Genomic DNA, 17185 nt, shown 5'->3' with positions numbered 1-17185 from the left:
ACACTTTATGCGCACAAAGGTTGCCCCGCCCTCCAGCCGCCGGCCCGGCCGGCGCATTGCGCTCGAATCGGCCGCTCGTGCATCACATCGAGCGCAGCGCAAACCGCTTCAACTTCCCGGTCTCCGTGCGCGGCAGTGCATCGAGAAAGCGGATCACACGCGGGTACTTGTACGGCGCGACCGTGCTTTTCACGAACGCCTGCAACTCGGCGACAAGCTCGTCGCTCGCCGCATACCCCGGCTTGACGACGACAAACGCCTTCACGATCTGCCCGCGCTCCTCGTCCGGCACGCCGACCACACCGCATTCCGCCACCGCTTCGTGCTTCATCAGCACGTCTTCGACTTCCGGCCCCGAGATGTTGTAGCCCGCCGAAACAATCATGTCGTCGGCGCGCGCCTGATAGAAGACGTAGCCGTCTTCGTCGAGATAGACCGCGTCGCCGGGAAGATTCCAGCCGTCGCGCACGAATTTCATTTGGCGCTCGTCCGCGAGATAGCGGCAACCGGTCGGCCCGCGCACTGCGAGCTTGCCGACCGTGCCGGCGGGCACCGGCTGCATCGCGTCGTCGACCGCCTGGACCGTGTAGCCGGGGATGGCTTTGCCGATGGCATGGCGGCGCACGTCCGCTGCCGCCGACGAGATGAAGATATGGATCATTTCCGTGCCGCCGATGCCGTCGATCATCTCGATGCCGGTCGCATCGCGCCAGAGCTGGCGCGTCGAATCGGGCAGCGCTTCGCCGGCCGATACCGTTTTGCTGAGCGTCGAGATATCGAAACGGGCGGCGAGCGGGGCCATCTGGCGGTAGAACGTCGGCGCGGTGAACATGATCGTCGCTCGATAGCGCTCGATCGTCTGCAGCAGCGTTTCCGGCGTGAGTTTTTCGATGAGCACGGTCGATGCGCCCACGCGCAGGGGGAAGCACAAGAGGCCGCCAAGCCCGAACGTGAACGCGAGCGGCGGCGTACCGCAGAACACGTCCTCGGCGGTCGGCTTCAGCACGTGGCGCGGGAACAGGTCGCACATCGCCAGCACATCGCGATGGAAATGCATGCAGCCTTTGGGCGCACCCGTCGTGCCGCTCGTGAAGGCGATGAGGCAGACATCGTCGGCGGCGGTGTCGCAGGCCGTGAACACGTCGGATTTGCCGGTGGCGAGCGTGTCGAGCGAATCGGGCGTATTGCAGTGGAAAAGGCGAACCTGCGCGAGATCGGGGCAAAAGAATTCTCCGCCGGGTTCGCGGCATTTCGCCAATTCATCGATCAAGCGCGCGTCGCACAGCGCGGCGCTGATCTTCGCTTTGTCGACGATCTGCTTGAGTTCCTTCGCGCGCAAGAGCGGCATGGTCGGCACGACGACGAGCCCCGCTTTCAGGCTCGCGAGAAATGCCACCGCCATCTGCAGCGTGTTCGGGCCGCGCAGCAGCACGCGGTTGCCCGGCTGCAGGCCCATCTCGTCGATGAGCACGTGTGCGGTGCGGTTGACGAGCGCAAGCAGCTCACCGTAGGTCGTCGCATGCGGTTTTTCGTCTACATCCGACCAGATCGCAACGCGTTCGCCGTGGCCTGCTTCGATCGTGCGGTCGAGCAGCTCGCTCGCGCAGTTGAAGCGGGCAGGGTAGGCGACGTCAGGCGTGTCGAGCAGCAATTCCGGCCATTGGTCCTGCGGCGGCAGGCTGTCGCGAGCAAACGTATCGACGTGGGCTGACGGTTCCATGGCTTATCGGCTCCGGGTTGGCGAGATCACCTAATCGGGGATCACCGCAGTGGCTTCGATTTCAACTTTCGCTTTGTCTTCGATGAGCGCCGCGACTTGCACCGCGCTCATCGCGATGTCGTAGTCGCCGATCAGCTCGCGAAACGCCTGGCCGACGTCTTTGAGCGCCGCGAGATATTCGCGCTTGTCCGTCACGTACCAGGTCATGCGGACGATGTGCTCGGGGCGGCCGCCCGCCGCGCCGAGCACCGCGACGATGTTCGCGAGCGCCTGCCGTGCTTGGCTGCCGAATTCGTCCGACTGGAACGTTTCGGTTTCGTCCCAGCCGATCTGTCCGGCGATGAACACCTGCGTGCCGCGCGCGGCGACGCCGTTGGCATAGCCGCGCGGCTTGATCCAGCCTTGCGGTAAGAGCGGTTTTTTCATGATGACTTTTCCTCCGCCAGGAGATTCGTTGCGTGCGCAACAAAGCGCGTGAGCGCGGCGCGGATATCGCCGGGGATGTCGATCGATACGCCCGATTCGAGCGATGTCGTCACGAGCGCCTGGGTCGCGCGAAAACGGATTTCATCGCCGAGCCTGCCGGTGATTTCGATGCCGATCGAGCGCCGTCCGATGGTCTTCACGGCGAGCGCGAGCGTGATCGTTTCGCCCATGCGGCTCGGCCTGGAAAACTCGCAGTCGAGCTTGACGATCGGCAGGCCGACGCGGCGTTCGCTAATCATGTGCGCGTAGTCGATGCCGAGTTCGTCGGTGAACCAGTCTTCGACGAGACCGTTGGTCAGCGTCAGGTACTGCGGAAAGAACACGATGCCCGCCGGATCGCAGTGTGCGAAGCGGATGCGTACGGGCCGTTCGAAACCGGCTGCTTGATGCCCATCGACGCTCATTGCGAAGTCTCCTGCAAGGACGCTTGGTACGCCTTCAGCAGATCGCGTCCGACGATCAGCTGCTGCACCTCCGTCGCGCCTTCGTAAATGCGCAATGCGCGAATCTCGCGATACAACTGCTCGACTGTCACGCCGCTTTGCACGCCCTTGCCGCCCCAGATCTGCACGGCCGCATCGATCACCTGCTGCGCGCCTTCGCTCGCGTGCCACTTCGCCATCGCGGCTTCGCGCGTCACGCTCTTGCCTTGATCGCGCAGCCAGGCGGCGCGGTAGACGAGGAGTGCGGCGCTGTCGATCGTGAGCGCCATCTGCGCGAGCTTCGCCTGCGTCAATTGAAAGTCGCCGAGCGTCTGGCCGAACATGCGGCGCGATGAAGCGCGCGAAAGTGCTTCATGCATCGCGCGCCGCGCGAAACCCAGCGATGCCGCCGCAACCGACGTGCGGAAAATATCGAGCGTGCGCATCGCGAGCTTGAAGCCTTCGGCGGGCGCGCCGAGCATTTGGCGCTTCGGTACGCGCGCGCTTTCGAACTTGAGGCGCGCCAGCGGATGCGGCGCGATGACGTCGATGCGTTCGGCGGTCGTGAGGCCCGGCGTATCGGCATCGACGATGAACGCGGTGATGCCGCGCGCGCCGGGCGCTTCGCCAGTGCGCGCGAAGACGACATAGAAATCGGCGATGCCGCCGTTCGAGATCCAGGTTTTTTCGCCGTCGAGCACGTAGGCGTCGCCGTCGTCGCGCGCGGCGAGCGCCATTGCGGCGACATCCGAGCCCGCTTCGGGTTCGGAGAGCGCGAACGCTGCAATCGCGGTGCCGTTTGCGACGCGCGGGAGATAGCGCTGCTTCTGCTCATCGGTGCCGGCGAGCGAGATCGCGCCCGAACCGAGCCCTTGCATGGCGAGCGCGAAGTCCGCGAGACCCGAATGCTTCGCGAGCGTTTCGCGCAGCAGGCAGACGGCGCGCGTGTCGATCGCGTCGCCGTGGCCGCCGTGGGCTTTGCCGCCCACGCCGTAGCGCAGCCATCCGGCCGCGCCGAGTTCGCGAACGAGATGGCGGCAGGTGTCGTCGACCGATGCCGCATCGTGCGGGACGTGCGACAGATGCTTGACGGCCCAAGCGTCGAGATCCGCAGCGAGCGCGCGATGATGGTCTTCGAAGAACGGCCAGTCGAGCGCGTTGGAGGAATGGTCGTATACGCCCACGTCAGTCCCCTTCGAATACCGGCCGCGTTTTTGCCGCAAACGCGCGATACGCACGCTCGAAATCGTGCGTCGCCATGCAGATCGCCTGCGCCTGCGCTTCAGCCTCGATGGCTTCGTCAACGCCCATGTTCCATTCCTGATGCAGCATCTTCTTCGTGATGCCGTGCGCGAACGTCGGGCCGGAAGCCATGTCCGCTGCGAGTTTGGTTGCGTCCGCAACCAATTCGGACGGTTCGCACAAGCGGTTGTAGAACCCCCACGCGTAGCCTTCTTCGCCGCTCGCCGAGCGTCCCGTGAACAGCAGCTCGGACGCGCGTCCCTGGCCGATGATGCGCGGCAGGATCGCGCAAGCGCCCATGTCGCAGCCCGCGAGGCCGACGCGCGTGAAGAGGAACGCGAGCTTGCTGCGCGCGGTGCCGTAGCGCATGTCGGAAGCCATCGCGACGATCGCGCCGGCGCCGGCGCAGACGCCATCGACGGCCGCGATGATCGGCTGCGGACAATGGCGCATCGCCTTGACGAGATCGCCCGTCATGCGCGTGAACATCAAGAGTTCCGGCATCGGCAAGCCAATCAGCGGGCCGATGATTTCATGCACGTCGCCACCCGAGCAGAAGTTTTCGCCCGCACCGTGAAACACGACCGCTTTGATATCGGTTGCGTACGCGAGTTGGCGAAAGAGATCGCGCAGCTCCGCATACGATTCGAAAGTAAGCGGGTTCTTGCGTTCGGGGCGATTCAGCGTGATCGTGGCGACGCGGTCGCGCACCGACCAGCCAAAGTGGCGCGCTTCGTACTGGGCGAGCGTCGTGCGATTGCCCGCAAAGAGGCCGTCTGCGGCGGATGCTGTCATAAGTGTCTCTCTCCAAGCGCCAAGCGGATTCGTTGTGAACGCAACGAAGCGCGCTAATCAACTCTTCAGGTTATCGACCAGATGCTTCTTCAGCTTGCCGAGGCGCTGATGCATCTTCGATTTTTCGTCGAGGCCGAGGCCGCCGAACAGCTCGACGACCCATTGCTCGTGCGCGACCGCCATCCGGTCGAACAGCTCGCGGCCCGCGGGCGTCAAGCGCACGCTGAACGCACGCCGGTCGTTCGGATCGGCATCGCGCGCGACGAGCCCTTCCTTTTCCAACTGATCGGTAATGCCGGTCACGTTGCCGCCCGTCACCATCAGACGGCGCGAAATCTCGCTCATCTTCAGGCCCTCGGGATGGCGCTCGAGCTGCGCCATCAGATCGAAGCGCGGCAGCGTGGTATCGAATTCCGCGCGCAGGCGCCGGCGCAATTCGGCTTGCACGAGGTTGGTCGTCGTCAGCATGCGCAGCCAGAGGCGCAGGCCCATGTGACTATCGGCGCCGGTGCTCATCTCGAGATCGACGACGTTGTCGGCCGGCTTCGGCGTGCCTTTGCGGGCGTCGCTCACTGCCGCACCGGTTTTCTTTTTTGCAGTCGCGTTGGAGCGTTGGGTCACGTGACTTCTCCGCCTGAGACAGATATCGATTGGCCGGTGATCGAACCGGATTCGGGCTGGCAAAGCCACAGCACCGCGTGCGCGACTTCGCCGGGCGTGACGAAGCGCTGCTGCGGGTTGTTTTGCACGAGCGATGCGCGTGCTTCCGCTTCGCTTCGGCCAGTCTTCGCGATGATTTGATCGAGCGATTCGCGCAGCAAATCGGTTTCGGTGTAGCCGGGGCAGACCGCGTTGACCGTTACGCCTTTGCTCGCCACTTCGAGCGCGAGCGAGCGCGTGAGACCGATCACGCCGTGCTTCGCCGCGCAATAGGCGGCGACGTAGGGATAGCCGATCTGTCCCGCCGTGCTCGCGACGTTGACGATGCGGCCGTCACGCCGCTCGATCATGGCCGGAAGCACGGCTTGCGTGCAGAGAAAGACGCCGGTGAGATTGACGTCGAGCATCTGCTGCCACAACGCCATGTCGGTCCTAGCGAACGGCGCGGCTTTGGCTTGTCCTGCGTTGTTGACGAGCACGTCGACGACGCCGAACGTTTGGCTCGCTGCGGCGAATGCATCCGCAACCGATTCCGCTTGCGTGACATCGACGCCGACGCACGCGACCTCGCCGAACTCCGCAAGGCGCGCGCGTTGCGCATCGAGCCGGGCCGCGTCGCGGCCCATTAGCGTGACGCGAGCGCCTGCACGCAAGAGCGCCTCGGCTGTCGCCGCGCCGATGCCGCTGCCGCCGCCTGTGACGACGGCGTGTTTGTCCGCCAGCGTTCGCACGCTCATACCATTTCCTCCGCACGCTGCGCGCGTTCGAGCGGCGTCGCGCGCACGTTCTGTTCGGCGATGGCGCGCTCGCGCTCGAGATTGCGTTCGAGCTGCGATTTCGCCGCCGTGTATTGCTTCGGCCATATCACGTCGAAATAGCCGATCTTGGCCGCTTCGGTGAGCGTCCATGCCGGGTTCGCGAGATGCGGCCGCGCGACCGCGCACAAGTCGGCGCGGCCCGCCGCGATGATGCTGTTGACGTGATCGGCTTCGGAGATCGCGCCGACCGCGATCGTCGCGATGCCTGCCTCGTTGCGGACGCGATCCGAGAACGGCGTTTGGAACATGCGGCCGAATACGGGTTTCTCTTCCTTGCTGACCTGGCCCGACGACACGTCGATCATGTCCGCGCCCGCTGCCTTGAACGCGCGCGCGATCTCGACCGCGTCGTCGGGCGTGGTGCCGCCGTCGACCCAATCGTGCGCCGAAATACGCACCGAAATCGGCTTGTGCTGCGGCCAGACTTTGCGGATCGCCGCGAAGACTTCGAGGGGATAGCGCAGGCGATTGGCGAGCGAGCCGCCGTAGTCGTCGGTGCGATGATTCGTGAGCGGCGAGAGGAAGCTCGACAGGAAGTAGCCGTGCGCGCAGTGCAATTCAAGCCAGTCGAAGCCCGCTTCTTCGGCCATTTCCGTGGCACGCACGAATTGCTGCGTGATTGCGCGCAGGTCCTCGCGGCTTGCCTCGCGCGACCATTGGCTGACGTCTTTCAAATATTGCTGCGGCGATGCGGATACGAGCGGCCAGTTGCCTTCCGGCAGCGGCAGATCGATGCCTTCCCAGCTCACGCGCGTCGATGCCTTCGCGCCCGCGTGGCCCAGCTGCATGCCGATCTTCGCGTCCGAGTTCGCGTGTACGAAGTCGACGATCCGGCGCCATGCTTTTAAATGCTCCGGTGCGTACATGCCGGGGCATCCGGGCGTGATGCGCGCTTCGGGCGACACGCAAGTCATCTCCGTCATCACGAGCGCGGCACCGCCCATGGCGCGCGCGCCGAGGTGCATCAAGTGATAGTCGCCCGCGATGCCGTCGACCGCGGAGTACTGCGCCATCGGCGACACCACCACGCGATTTTTCAGCGTCACGCCGCGCAGCGTGAACGGTGTGAACATCGGCGGAATCGAACGTGCATGGGTGCTGTGCGCGTCGGCATCGTGCCTCGTACCGGCCGCGTGCGACGCTAGCCAATTCTCGAACGACGACACATAGTGCGCGTCGCGCGTGCGCAGGTTTTCGTGCGAGATGCGCTGCGAGCGCGTGAGGAGCGAATACGCGAATTGCTCGGGTGCGAACGAGGCATAGCGATCGACGTGCTCGAACCACTCCGTCGAATTGCGCGCGGCGTTCTGGATGCGCAGCACGTCGACACTGCGCACGTCGGTGTAGTGATCGAGCGCGGCGTCGAGATGGCCCGGGTGCGCGGCGATGCTGGTGGCGAGCTCGATCGCGTCTTCGAGCGCGAGCTTGGTGCCGGAACCGATCGAGAAATGCGCCGTGTGCGCGGCGTCGCCCATCAATACGACGGAGGTGGTGCCGCCGTTGGCGCGCGGCTTGCGATGCACCCATTGCCGATTGACGACGCGCGGAAAGCGAATCCATTGCGACGAGCCGCGCAGGTGCGCGGCGTTCGACATGAGCGGATGACCGTCGAGATACTTCGCGAAGAGCCGCTCGCAGAACGCGATGCTGTCTTCCTTGCTCATCGTGTCGAGGCCGGCGGCGCGCCACACGCGCTCGGGCGCCTCCACGATGAAGGTCGACGTTTGATCGTCGAAGCGGTACGCGTGCGCCTGAAACCAGCCCCATTCGGTTTTTTCGAACGCGAACGTGAACGCGTCGAACAGCTTGTTCGTGCCGAGCCATACGAAGCGGCAGTCGCGCAGGTCGATATCGGGCTGATAGGTCGCCGCGTATTTCTGGCGGATGGCGCTATTGGCGCCGTCGCAAGCGATGATCAGGTCGGCGTCGTAGGCATCGTCGTTCGTCACGCTGGTTTCGAAGACCAGCTTCACGCCGAGCTCTTCGCAGCGCGCCTGCAGGATGTTCAGGAGACGCTTGCGGCCGATGCCGCAAAAACCGTGGCCGGAGGAGCGCACTTTGCTGCCGCGGAAGTGGATCTCGATGTCGTCCCAGTGGTTGAACGCGTCGAGGATCATGTCGGCGCTCTTGGCGTCGGCGGCGCGCAGGTTGCCGAGCGTCTGGTCGGAGAACACGACGCCCCAGCCGAACGTGTCGTACGGGCGGTTGCGCTCGATGACCGAAATGTCGTGAGCCGGATTCTGCAGCTTCATCAACAACCCGAAATACAGCCCGGCCGGACCGCCCCCGATGCAGACGATGCGCATGCTCGCTCCTCGCGTGGTGTTGGGTTTAATTTAGTCGTAGATATTTTAGGTGTCAAGTAAATTGGTATGGGGCCAGTTCAGGTCGATATGAAGCTGTAATCCTTGAAATCAGCGCATTGCCCTAAGCCAGACAGGATCACGGCATCTCTCGCCTGCGGGGCGTCTCCGCGCGCTCAGCATTGCATACGCCCATCACGAGCTTCGCGCCCTGAAATGCCACGTGGACTCCCGGTTTTCGGTAACCCGCATGAGCGTGCCTGGATGTGGTTCGATGCTCGCGATAGCAAACATATATCTACGCCCGGACCCATCCCTCGACGGCCACCTCACGTGTTGCTGCTCTCGACCCGTACCGACTTCCACATCCGCGATCGCTGATTGCGGCACGAACCAATTTGGATTTCAACCCGCGGTCATGCCTAGACGACGGAGTAGCTCCGCCCCGGCCGGCGTTAGCCGAAATCCGCCCTCGTCGAAAGCCGTAGGGACGATTTCGACGAGGCTGGCTTCTTGAAGAGCGATCGCATCGGGATCGCCAGGCGGCACCTGGTTGGGCGCATCAAGCAGTAGAAACAGAATGGCGATCTCATGGTGACTTAGCAGCGACCTCATCATTGACACGACGTGAGGTCAGCCGCTTGCAGGACCTCGCCGGTATTGCCGCTTTCGACGAACGCGGCAACACCGTACTGATTCGCCGGCAGCGCGGCTCCAGGTGTTCCGATTGCGACCACCTGGCGAATGTGCGCGGCGCCGCCGGCGAGCGATACCGGCCCGATCCATTGCCGCACCACGCGTTCATGGTGCAAGGTCGCGCCTCCGTTTTCACCGGCCAGCACATGTGAAGTCAGCCCGTTCTCGTAGACCGCGACATAGGCATTCAAGGGTCCGACTTCTTTCACACGCGACTGAAAGCGCGCATCAAGGTCGTAGTTCCCTGGTGCGCTGGTCTGCGCCGGGGCCAGACTGAGTTCGATGTCGGCCGGTGCCGGCTCGGCGTCGACGGCCTCGACGCGGCTTGCGAAGCTCGCAGCGTCCGACCAGCTGCGCAGCTCCTTCCCCGACACGAATACTTCAGGCGTGTAGACAGTGGGGCTGCTTGCGATGTTGGCCAAACGCTGCTGACGCTCCGTGAACGCATGATTCGCGAAGCGGTCCTTCCAACCGAGGCCGTCCCAGTAGTCCACATGCAGCGCGAGCGGCACGATGCCTGTCGACTGCCCGCCGGCTTTCCACTGGCTGAGCCAATGGTCCGCGGGCGGACAGTCGTCGCAGCCTTCGCTGCTGTACAACTCGACCAGCGCGACTCGGTGCGCGGGGCTGTGTGCCGTGCAAATGGCAGTAGCCGCCTGTGCCAATCCACTCACCGCCAGCGTGACAAATAGTGCGCAACACCGCGCCAGCCGTTTGCCAGTCGATCGATTAGCCAACAGTTGCATGACAGTCTCCCGATTGTGGATCGTCGTTACAGTCCGTTTGTCGAACGAGCGGAGCCGATATGACACACGCAGCGAAAATTTTATTGCTGCGCTCGGGCGGAGGCCGGAAACACCGGCCGACGTCGTCCGTCATCGCAAGACGAGATTCGGCCGCGCGGGGGCAAACCGCGCGGTTGTGGATCACGCGGTGTGCGTCTGCTTCAACAAGCGCGGCAACTGATCGAGACTGTTGATGACGTGATCCGGCGTTTGGCCAAGTTCATCGAACGTATTGCCTGTGCGGTTGATCCAGCAGACTGGAAAGCCGAAATGTCGTGCACCTGATGCATCCCATGCGTTCGAGGAGACGAACAGGATTTGCGAGCGGTGCAGATCGAACGCCTTTTCCGCCAAGTGGTAGACATTCGGGTGCGGCTTGAAGACTTCGACGGTCTCCACGCTGATGAGATGCGCGAAGCGCGATGTCAATCCCGAATGGCCGACCACGTTTCGGATCGAATTCACGGATCCGTTCGAGAGAATCGCGAGCGGCAGACCCATCGACTGGAGTTCGGCGAGCGCGGCATGCACCTCGGGGAAGGGTTGGATCTTCAGATATGCGTCGCAGAGCGTTCGCCGTGCTTCGTCATTCAGCGGCAGCTTCAAATGCTTGCACGTATAGAGCAACGCATGCTCGGTTGCTTCCTCGAAGGAAAGGTAGTGCCCCATCAAGCTGCGCAGCCACGTGTATTCGAGCTGCTTTTGCCGCCATATCAAGCTGATTTCCAGTCCGCGCCCGGGAAAGTATTCGCTGCAGCGTCCCGCAACGGAATGAACGTCGTACAGCGTTCCGTAAAGATCGAAAACGATACCCTCGATGTGCTTCATCTGATTTCTCCAGAAGAGTAGGTGTGGTCGGCCAAAAGGCCGCGTTGCAATGAAAGACGTCGCGACTGCCGATCAGCGGCGCTCGCCGAGGTTGAAACCGGTGTGAGTCTTGAAAACGAACGCATCGAACCGTGCTTCGTTTTCCGGATCCCGGCCGCCGAGCAAGGTTCCGAGCCACGCCCCCAGAAAGCCGATGGGCATGCTGAGGACGGTCGGGTTCACGATGGGGAAAATGGCGTGGCCCTTCATGATGGCGGGCCCGATGAATGCGAGGACCACCGACGAAACCAGTCCGGCCAGGACGCCTCCAATGACGCCGGCGGTGTTGAAGCGGCGCCAGAATATGGATAGCAGGATGACCGGGAAATTGGACGAGGCTGCGACTGCGATCGCAAGGATCACCAGCACGCCCACGTTGATCCCTTGCGCCAGCAACCCAAGGAGGACAGCGAGCACTCCAACCACGAGGGTTGCAGTCCTCGCGACGCGAACTTGTTCGTGTTCGGAGACCTTTCCTGAACGTATGACGTTCACGTAAAGATCATGCGCGATGGCTCCGGACGACGCGAGCGTCAGACCGGCCACGACTGCGAGGATGGCTGCGAACGCGATGGCGCAGATCGACGCGAGGAAGATCTGTCCGCCGAACGTACCCGGTCCGCCCCCGAGGTATTGGGCAAGCAGCGGCAGCGCGAGATTCCCGCCCTTGTCGGCGGCGCGGATCGTCGCCTGTCCGACGAATGTTGCCGACGCGAATCCGATCAATGTCGTGACGAGGAAGAAACTGCCGGCGAGAAACATCAGCCACAGGACGGACTTTCTTGCCGCGCGTGCATCCGGCACGGTGTAGAAACGCGTCATGATGTGCGGCAATCCGGCGACGCCGAACATGAACGACAGGAACAGCGACAGCGGATCGAGCGGATGCTTGAAATAGCCGCCTGCTGTGAGCATACCGGGACCGTACAAGTGTTCGACGGATGCAAAAAGCGAGAGCGGGTCGAAGTGCACGGCGGCGAGCAGCATCAAGACGAGGACGATCGCCGCGGCCAACAGCAGCACAGCCTTCACGATCTGCACCCAGGTGGTCGCGATCATGCCTCCGAACAGCACATAGATGATCATGCCGATGCCGACAAGAACAACGGCGACGTCATAGGAGACGCCGAGCAGCAGCTTGATCAACGCGCCGGCCCCCGCCATTTGCGGGACCATGTAGGCAAGATTGACGACCACTGTGCCGAGCACCGCTGCGAGTCGCGCGTGACGGCTGCGCATCCGCTCGTCGATGACATCGCCAAACGTGAACCGTCCCGTATTGCGAACGGGCTCCGCCACGAGCATCAAGACGACGAGAAACGCCACCAGCGCGGCGACGGCGTAGAGCGAGCCGTCCATGCCGTACAGCGAGACGAGGCCGGAGAATCCAAGAAAAGCCGCAGCGCTCATCCAATCTCCGGCCAACGCAAAGCCGTTGGCACGGGCCGAAAGGTTGCCGCCTGCCGCATAAAACTCGCTCGTGGTTCGCGTGCGTCTCGCGGCCCACCACGTGATCGCCATTGTGACTGCCAGAATGACCAGGAAGATGATGACGGTGAGCACTTTCACGATTGCTCCTTCCCGCAGGCTTCCAGGATCGCTCGTTCGGCTTGCGCGTCGAATCGACGGTTGGCGACATGGACATACCAAGTTGCCGCAGCCCAACTTAGGCAGTACATCAACACAATGAGCAGGTATCCGACATTGAAAGCGCCTGCCACTTTCTCCGCCATCAATGGACGATCGAAGCCCGAGAGCAACGCCGTGCCGAAAATGAAAACGAAACTGAGCCCAAGGACAGGCGCGACGAATCGTACTTTGATATCGACGAGTTTCTCGAAGCTGGCGCTGTGCACGGGATTGGCCCGGGGCAGGGCATCGTCACCCGTGTGGGGCGGTGAGGGCGGTTGCGCTTGTGCCAACCGCCGTTGCTGCGAAAGTTCAATCATGCGTGTCTCCTTGTTTGCCCGCACTGGGGCTTTGTACATACTTGCGGTAGCGCGTTTGACCGAGCATGCCGTGTAACCGGCCATCTGCTTTGAGTGCTCCAAGAGCAAGGTCCGCGCCAAGCGAATGACAGGATGTGCTTCCATCCATCGAGGCCCCGCATTCTCAAGGGATCGCGGCGCGATCGGGTGGGTCGTGACGCACGATTGTGGGCTTACGACTCGATCGGTGACGTGGACTGCCGAACCGATCCTGACGGTGGCTGATTCATTTCTGACTCGGCGAGCGAGTCGAGATAACCCTCAGAACCCCAAACGAATGCAACGTTAACGCTGGTGTATCCTCGCCATATTCTCGAGGATGGACGAGTCATGAATCAGAACAATTTACTGGAGACATTGGACGAACTTCCTGTCGGCATTGTTCTGCTTAACGGGACGGACATCGAGTGGCAAAACGCCGTGATTCGCGGCGGCATTTCGCGTGACGATCGGCACCCCGAGGAGATTCGCGCGGTGTTTATCGAACTCGCGCGGACCCATGCCAGCGAGCCGCGCTCCATTCCCTCGACTTTCTTTCTCGGCGGCGAGAACTACTTTCCTGGCGTACATTCATCACCCGAGGCGACGGTGATGCTGCTGATGCCGGAGCATGATTGCGCGACGCTGTTTCCCGAGTTGGCGAGATTGCGCCAGCTCTGCTTCGACCTCGAGGAGATCTTTCGTCACTCATTCGACGGTATCTTCGTCGCCGACGGTAGTGGCGTGACCTTGATGGTCAACGAAGGCTGCGAGCGGAACTACGACCTGAAGGCTGCGGATATGATCGGCCGGCATGTGTCCGAATTCGAGCAAAAAGGACTGATCCGCCCGGTGATCGCACAGCAGGTCGCGCGTACGGGACAGCGCATTTCCACGACGCAGCGCACGCACACGGGCAAGACCATCATGGTCACCGGCATTCCGCTGTTCGACGCTGTCGGCAAAGTGCGCAAGGTTGTCATCAATTCCCGCGATACGACCGAGTTGCTGCAGTTGCAGGATGCACTTGCGCAGGCGAAGGCGGATTTGCAGCGCGTCGACGCCGAGATCGAGGCATTGCGGTTGCAGAATCTCAAGGTCGACGGTCTCGTTCTGCATAGCGAGCCGATGCAGCGCATCGCGAGCCTTGCCGCGCGTGTAGCGAAGGTCGATGCGACGGTGCTGATAACGGGGCACTCCGGGGTCGGCAAAGATGTGATTGCGCGTCTCATTCATCGAGAAAGTCCACGCGCAAATGGTCCACTGATCAAGATCAATTGCGGCGCGCTTCCGCGTGATTTGCTCGAATCGGAGTTGTTCGGGTACGAGCCGGGTGCATTCACAGGGGCCCAAAAGCAGGGCAAATCCGGACTGATCGAGCTTGCGCATCGCGGCACGCTGTTTCTCGACGAAATCGGCGATCTTCCGCTCGATTTGCAGGTGAAGCTCCTCCAAGTGCTCCAGGACCGGGTCATCGTTCGGCTAGGAGGGACTCAGCCGATATCGGTCGACGTTCGCGTGATCGCCGCGACGAACCGTGATCTGAAGTCGATGGTGGCCGAACGCGCGTTTCGCGATGACCTCTTTTATCGACTCAACGTCGTACCGATCGCTGTGCCACCGCTAGCTGCGCGCAAGGATGACATCGCACCTCTCGTGCTGCAATTCGCTAGTGAGTTCAACGCACGCTACGGCCTCACACGGACGTTTTCCGAGCAGGCGATCGCGCTGATGCTCGCCCATGATTGGCTCGGCAACGTTCGGGAGCTGAGGAATGTTGTGGAGCGGGCGATCGTGACGAGCGAAGGCGACTTGATCGGGCCGGAGTTTCTCGATGGTGTGTTGCCTGGCGAACTACTCGACGAAGAGCCGAGCACGTTCCGTCAGAGAGTCGAGCGGTTCGAGCGACGGTTGATCGAGGACGCGATGCGCAAGCACGGCAATACGCGAGAAGTCGCTCGAGCGCTGGGACTCAGCCAGTCGAGCGTCGTGCGCAAGCTCCGACTGGGAAAATAAAACGCGGAAATTCGCTCAGAGCGCCGAATGGTCTTTCACGGCCTCTTCCAGGGCTGGCTTCAGGCTTAAGAACCGCTCGTCGATGGCCGAGGGGTCGTCGCGATTGAGCGCGATCATCGCATCGCCGCTCGCCCGCAGGGCCGGCAACGCCGCACGCGTTAACAGGATCGGCGCGACGAGGTCGATACCCGCGCTTCAGCAGGCGGCACTGCGCGCAGAGTCAGTACAGGTTTTCGCGCCGCGGATAATCAATCCGATTGCCTGTCCGAAGCCGGATCGGTAATGAGTCTCGTGCTGCGTCGATAAGTGACATACGCCCAGAGCCAATCCAGCATGACCTTCGCCCTGTTTGGCCCTCCGGTGAGGAATGCGATATGTGCGGCACCCCAAAACCACCACGCTGGCGCACCCCACATGCGGATGGGGCCGATTTCCGCCACAGCCGCCTGACGCCCGATTGTTGCCAGGCTTCCGAAATGCCTGTAGCGAAAGGGTGGGGGCCGACGGTGACCCGCAAGCTGCGCGTCGATCACTCGCGCGGTATATTTTCCCTGCTGTTTGGCGGCCGGGGCCAACCCCGGTACCGCCGCTCCTTTCCAGCCCAGACTCGAAGCAGCATCGCCAATTGCATAGACGCCTTCAACTGCCGGAACAGAGAGGTCGTCGTTCACCCTGACTCGTCCGGATGCGTCCTCCGGCTGGTTTAGCCATTTGGCAACCGGAGACGCCGCTACCCCAGCAGCCCACAGGATCGTGCGGGATGCAATTCGATCTTTACCGAGATCGGCGCCATTCTGATCCACGCCCAGCACCCTGGTATCGAGATAGACAGTGACACCCAGCTTGCGAAGGGAATGTTCTGCGGCAGCAGAAAGGGAAGGGGGAAAAGTCGGCAGAATGCGGGACCCGGCATGAACCAGAATGACACGCGATGTCGACGGATCGAATGTGTGATATTCCTGGTCCATGCCGTGATGCGCCAGTTCCGCGATGGCGCCGGCCAGTTCGATGCCAGTCGGTCCTCCCCCGACGATGATGAACGTAAGCCACGCGGCACGGGCTGCTTCGTCCTCAGCCGTTTCCGCCTCTTCGAATGCACGCAGCAGACGGCTCCTTATTGAAGTTGCGTCCCCTATGCTCTTCAGCCCGGGCGCGTACGGTGCCCAGTGATCGTTGCCGAAGTAACTGTGACGCGCGCCAGTTGCCAGTACGAGATAGTCGAATTTCACCCTGGCCGCGCCGATTAGCACTTCGCGGGTCGCGGTGTCGACGCCTGTGACGGTCCCCAGACGTACCTGGACGTTTCGCTGTCCGCGAAAGAGGCTCCGGATCGGGGTTGCGATTTCTCCGGGCGACAACGCTGCTGTCGCGATCTGGTAAAGCAGCGGCTGGAACAGATGATGATTCCGCTGATCGATGAGGGTGATCCGGCAGCGCGAATTGCGTAGACCGCGAACTGTCTCGATCCCGCCAAAGCCACCACCTACCACTACAACCTGTGGATACTGATCCAGCCTGCTTTCTTCTCTCTCCGGGCTGTCGAGCATCCAGCGGGCGAGCAATTGATCCACCGAAATGACGCCGGGCCCCGTGACTACGAACATCAGTAGCAGAAGAAGCGTTGCGAGCCGCTCGTCCATGGACATGGCTATGCCAGCGAGTGGCACCATGGCGGCACAGATGAACGTCGCCGGTCGCGTCATGCAGCCGAAAGCGATACAGAATGCGAGGATTGCGTCGACCCATGAAGGGAAGAGGAAGAGTGTCGCCAGACTGTGATGAGCGGCTTGGCTGAACAGGGAAGGCGTCAATCCGGAAGCGAGACTGAGCGATGCCGCCAGGCCTGCGCGCGAGACGAGCAGGAGCACGGGTGACACATATCGTTCGACCTGCTCATAGATTTTCCTGATCTGTCGTGCCGGGCCAAGTGGCGCCCACGCCAGGCCTCGCGCCAGCATCGCGTCGAGGGAAAGCGGTCCTGGACCCAGCACGACCAGCCACGCGAGCAAGACCAGCGTTGCGCCGCCCGGACCGAGGGAGATTGATCCGTAACCACCAGCGAGCAACACGAGCGCTATGGGCCGGGTCAGTAGGCCAGCGCTGAGCAGGAGTGGCGCGATACCGTGCAGCGCTGCCTCCACGCTGGACGGAGCATGTAATCCGGCGCCGGCTACCCCGCCTTGACTGCTTTCTGCCATGGCCATGATCTGATGCACCAGCACGACCTGGCCGAACCAGATGCGAGTTGCAAGAAGAAGCCACGGCACGCAAAGCGCGCGTGCTTTGGGAGCGAAGCGGACCAGGTGTTTGAAGGCGTTCCGGAGCATACGGCACCCTATTGAGAGAACCATCATGGCGAACGTCAGCCTCTGACACCGCTAGCTGGCGCAAGCGCGATGCCTGGCGGC

General features: G+C 62.5%; 14 protein-coding genes. 1 reads left to right on the top strand and 13 read right to left on the bottom strand.

Annotation, left to right across the window (positions count from 1 at the left end):
* Positions 1–82: 82 nt before the first annotated feature.
* The 12 genes from FAZ95_RS23545 to FAZ95_RS23485 all read right to left on the bottom strand — a co-directional run bounded on the left by FAZ95_RS23545 (position 83) and on the right by FAZ95_RS23485 (position 12743).
* A complete protein-coding gene (locus FAZ95_RS23545) occupies positions 83–1720 on the bottom strand; it encodes an AMP-binding protein (RefSeq protein WP_137334938.1) in 1638 nt (545 codons plus the stop codon).
* Between the two features lie 30 nt (positions 1721–1750).
* Positions 1751–2146 (bottom strand): RidA family protein, encoded by a 396-nt coding sequence (locus FAZ95_RS23540; protein WP_137334937.1) that lies wholly within the window; start codon positions 2144–2146, stop codon positions 1751–1753.
* Entirely contained in the window at positions 2143–2610 is a 468-nt protein-coding gene (locus tag FAZ95_RS23535; RefSeq protein ID WP_137334936.1) for an acyl-CoA thioesterase, read from the bottom strand. The genes FAZ95_RS23540 and FAZ95_RS23535 overlap by 4 nt, the downstream gene beginning before the upstream one ends.
* Positions 2607–3812 carry an acyl-CoA dehydrogenase family protein gene (locus FAZ95_RS23530; protein ID WP_137334935.1) on the bottom strand — a complete coding sequence of 402 codons (1206 nt, stop codon included), beginning with the start codon at positions 3810–3812 and terminating at the stop codon, positions 2607–2609. Before FAZ95_RS23530 ends, FAZ95_RS23535 begins: the two co-directional genes overlap by 4 nt.
* A gap of 1 nt (position 3813) precedes the next feature.
* Entirely contained in the window at positions 3814–4665 is an 852-nt protein-coding gene (locus FAZ95_RS23525) for an enoyl-CoA hydratase family protein (RefSeq protein ID WP_137334934.1), read from the bottom strand.
* A 57-nt stretch (positions 4666–4722) separates the two neighbouring features.
* Positions 4723–5286: a MarR family winged helix-turn-helix transcriptional regulator gene (locus tag FAZ95_RS23520; protein WP_254700268.1), complete on the bottom strand. Its 564-nt coding sequence runs from the start codon at positions 5284–5286 to the stop codon at positions 4723–4725.
* Positions 5283–6062, bottom strand: coding sequence for an SDR family NAD(P)-dependent oxidoreductase (locus tag FAZ95_RS23515; protein WP_137334933.1), 780 nt, complete (start codon positions 6060–6062; stop codon positions 5283–5285). The genes FAZ95_RS23520 and FAZ95_RS23515 overlap by 4 nt, the downstream gene beginning before the upstream one ends.
* Positions 6059–8449, bottom strand: coding sequence for a bifunctional salicylyl-CoA 5-hydroxylase/oxidoreductase (locus FAZ95_RS23510; RefSeq protein WP_137334932.1), 2391 nt, complete (start codon positions 8447–8449; stop codon positions 6059–6061). The genes FAZ95_RS23515 and FAZ95_RS23510 overlap by 4 nt, the downstream gene beginning before the upstream one ends.
* Positions 8450–9060: 611 nt before the next feature.
* Positions 9061–9888 (bottom strand): DUF1223 domain-containing protein, encoded by an 828-nt coding sequence (locus FAZ95_RS23500; protein ID WP_137334930.1) that lies wholly within the window; start codon positions 9886–9888, stop codon positions 9061–9063.
* Positions 9889–10068: 180 nt separating this feature from the next.
* Positions 10069–10755 (bottom strand): haloacid dehalogenase type II, encoded by a 687-nt coding sequence (locus tag FAZ95_RS23495; protein WP_137334929.1) that lies wholly within the window; start codon positions 10753–10755, stop codon positions 10069–10071.
* Positions 10756–10827: 72 nt separating this feature from the next.
* Positions 10828–12363: a solute symporter family protein gene (locus FAZ95_RS23490; RefSeq protein WP_137334928.1), complete on the bottom strand. Its 1536-nt coding sequence runs from the start codon at positions 12361–12363 to the stop codon at positions 10828–10830.
* The gene (locus tag FAZ95_RS23485) at positions 12360–12743 is read right to left on the bottom strand and encodes a DUF485 domain-containing protein (RefSeq protein WP_175425732.1); all 384 of its coding nucleotides are present in this window, start codon (positions 12741–12743) and stop codon (positions 12360–12362) included. The genes FAZ95_RS23490 and FAZ95_RS23485 overlap by 4 nt, the downstream gene beginning before the upstream one ends.
* Positions 12744–13112: 369 nt before the next feature.
* Here FAZ95_RS23485 and FAZ95_RS23480 point away from each other — a divergent pair, with 369 nt between their 5' ends.
* Positions 13113–14777, top strand: coding sequence for a sigma-54 interaction domain-containing protein (locus FAZ95_RS23480; RefSeq protein WP_137334926.1), 1665 nt, complete (start codon positions 13113–13115; stop codon positions 14775–14777).
* Positions 14778–15025: 248 nt separating this feature from the next.
* Here the strand turns inward: FAZ95_RS23480 and FAZ95_RS23475 are convergent, their stop codons facing one another.
* Complete coding sequence (locus FAZ95_RS23475) at positions 15026–17104, bottom strand: NAD(P)/FAD-dependent oxidoreductase (RefSeq protein WP_137334925.1); 2079 nt, start codon at positions 17102–17104, stop codon at positions 15026–15028.
* Positions 17105–17185: the final 81 nt, after the last annotated feature.

The sequence above is a fragment of the Trinickia violacea genome (genome assembly GCF_005280735.1).
In the GTDB taxonomy this organism is placed as follows: Bacteria; Pseudomonadota; Gammaproteobacteria; order Burkholderiales; family Burkholderiaceae; genus Trinickia_A; species Trinickia_A violacea.
This window is presented reverse-complemented; position numbering and strand designations above follow the sequence as displayed.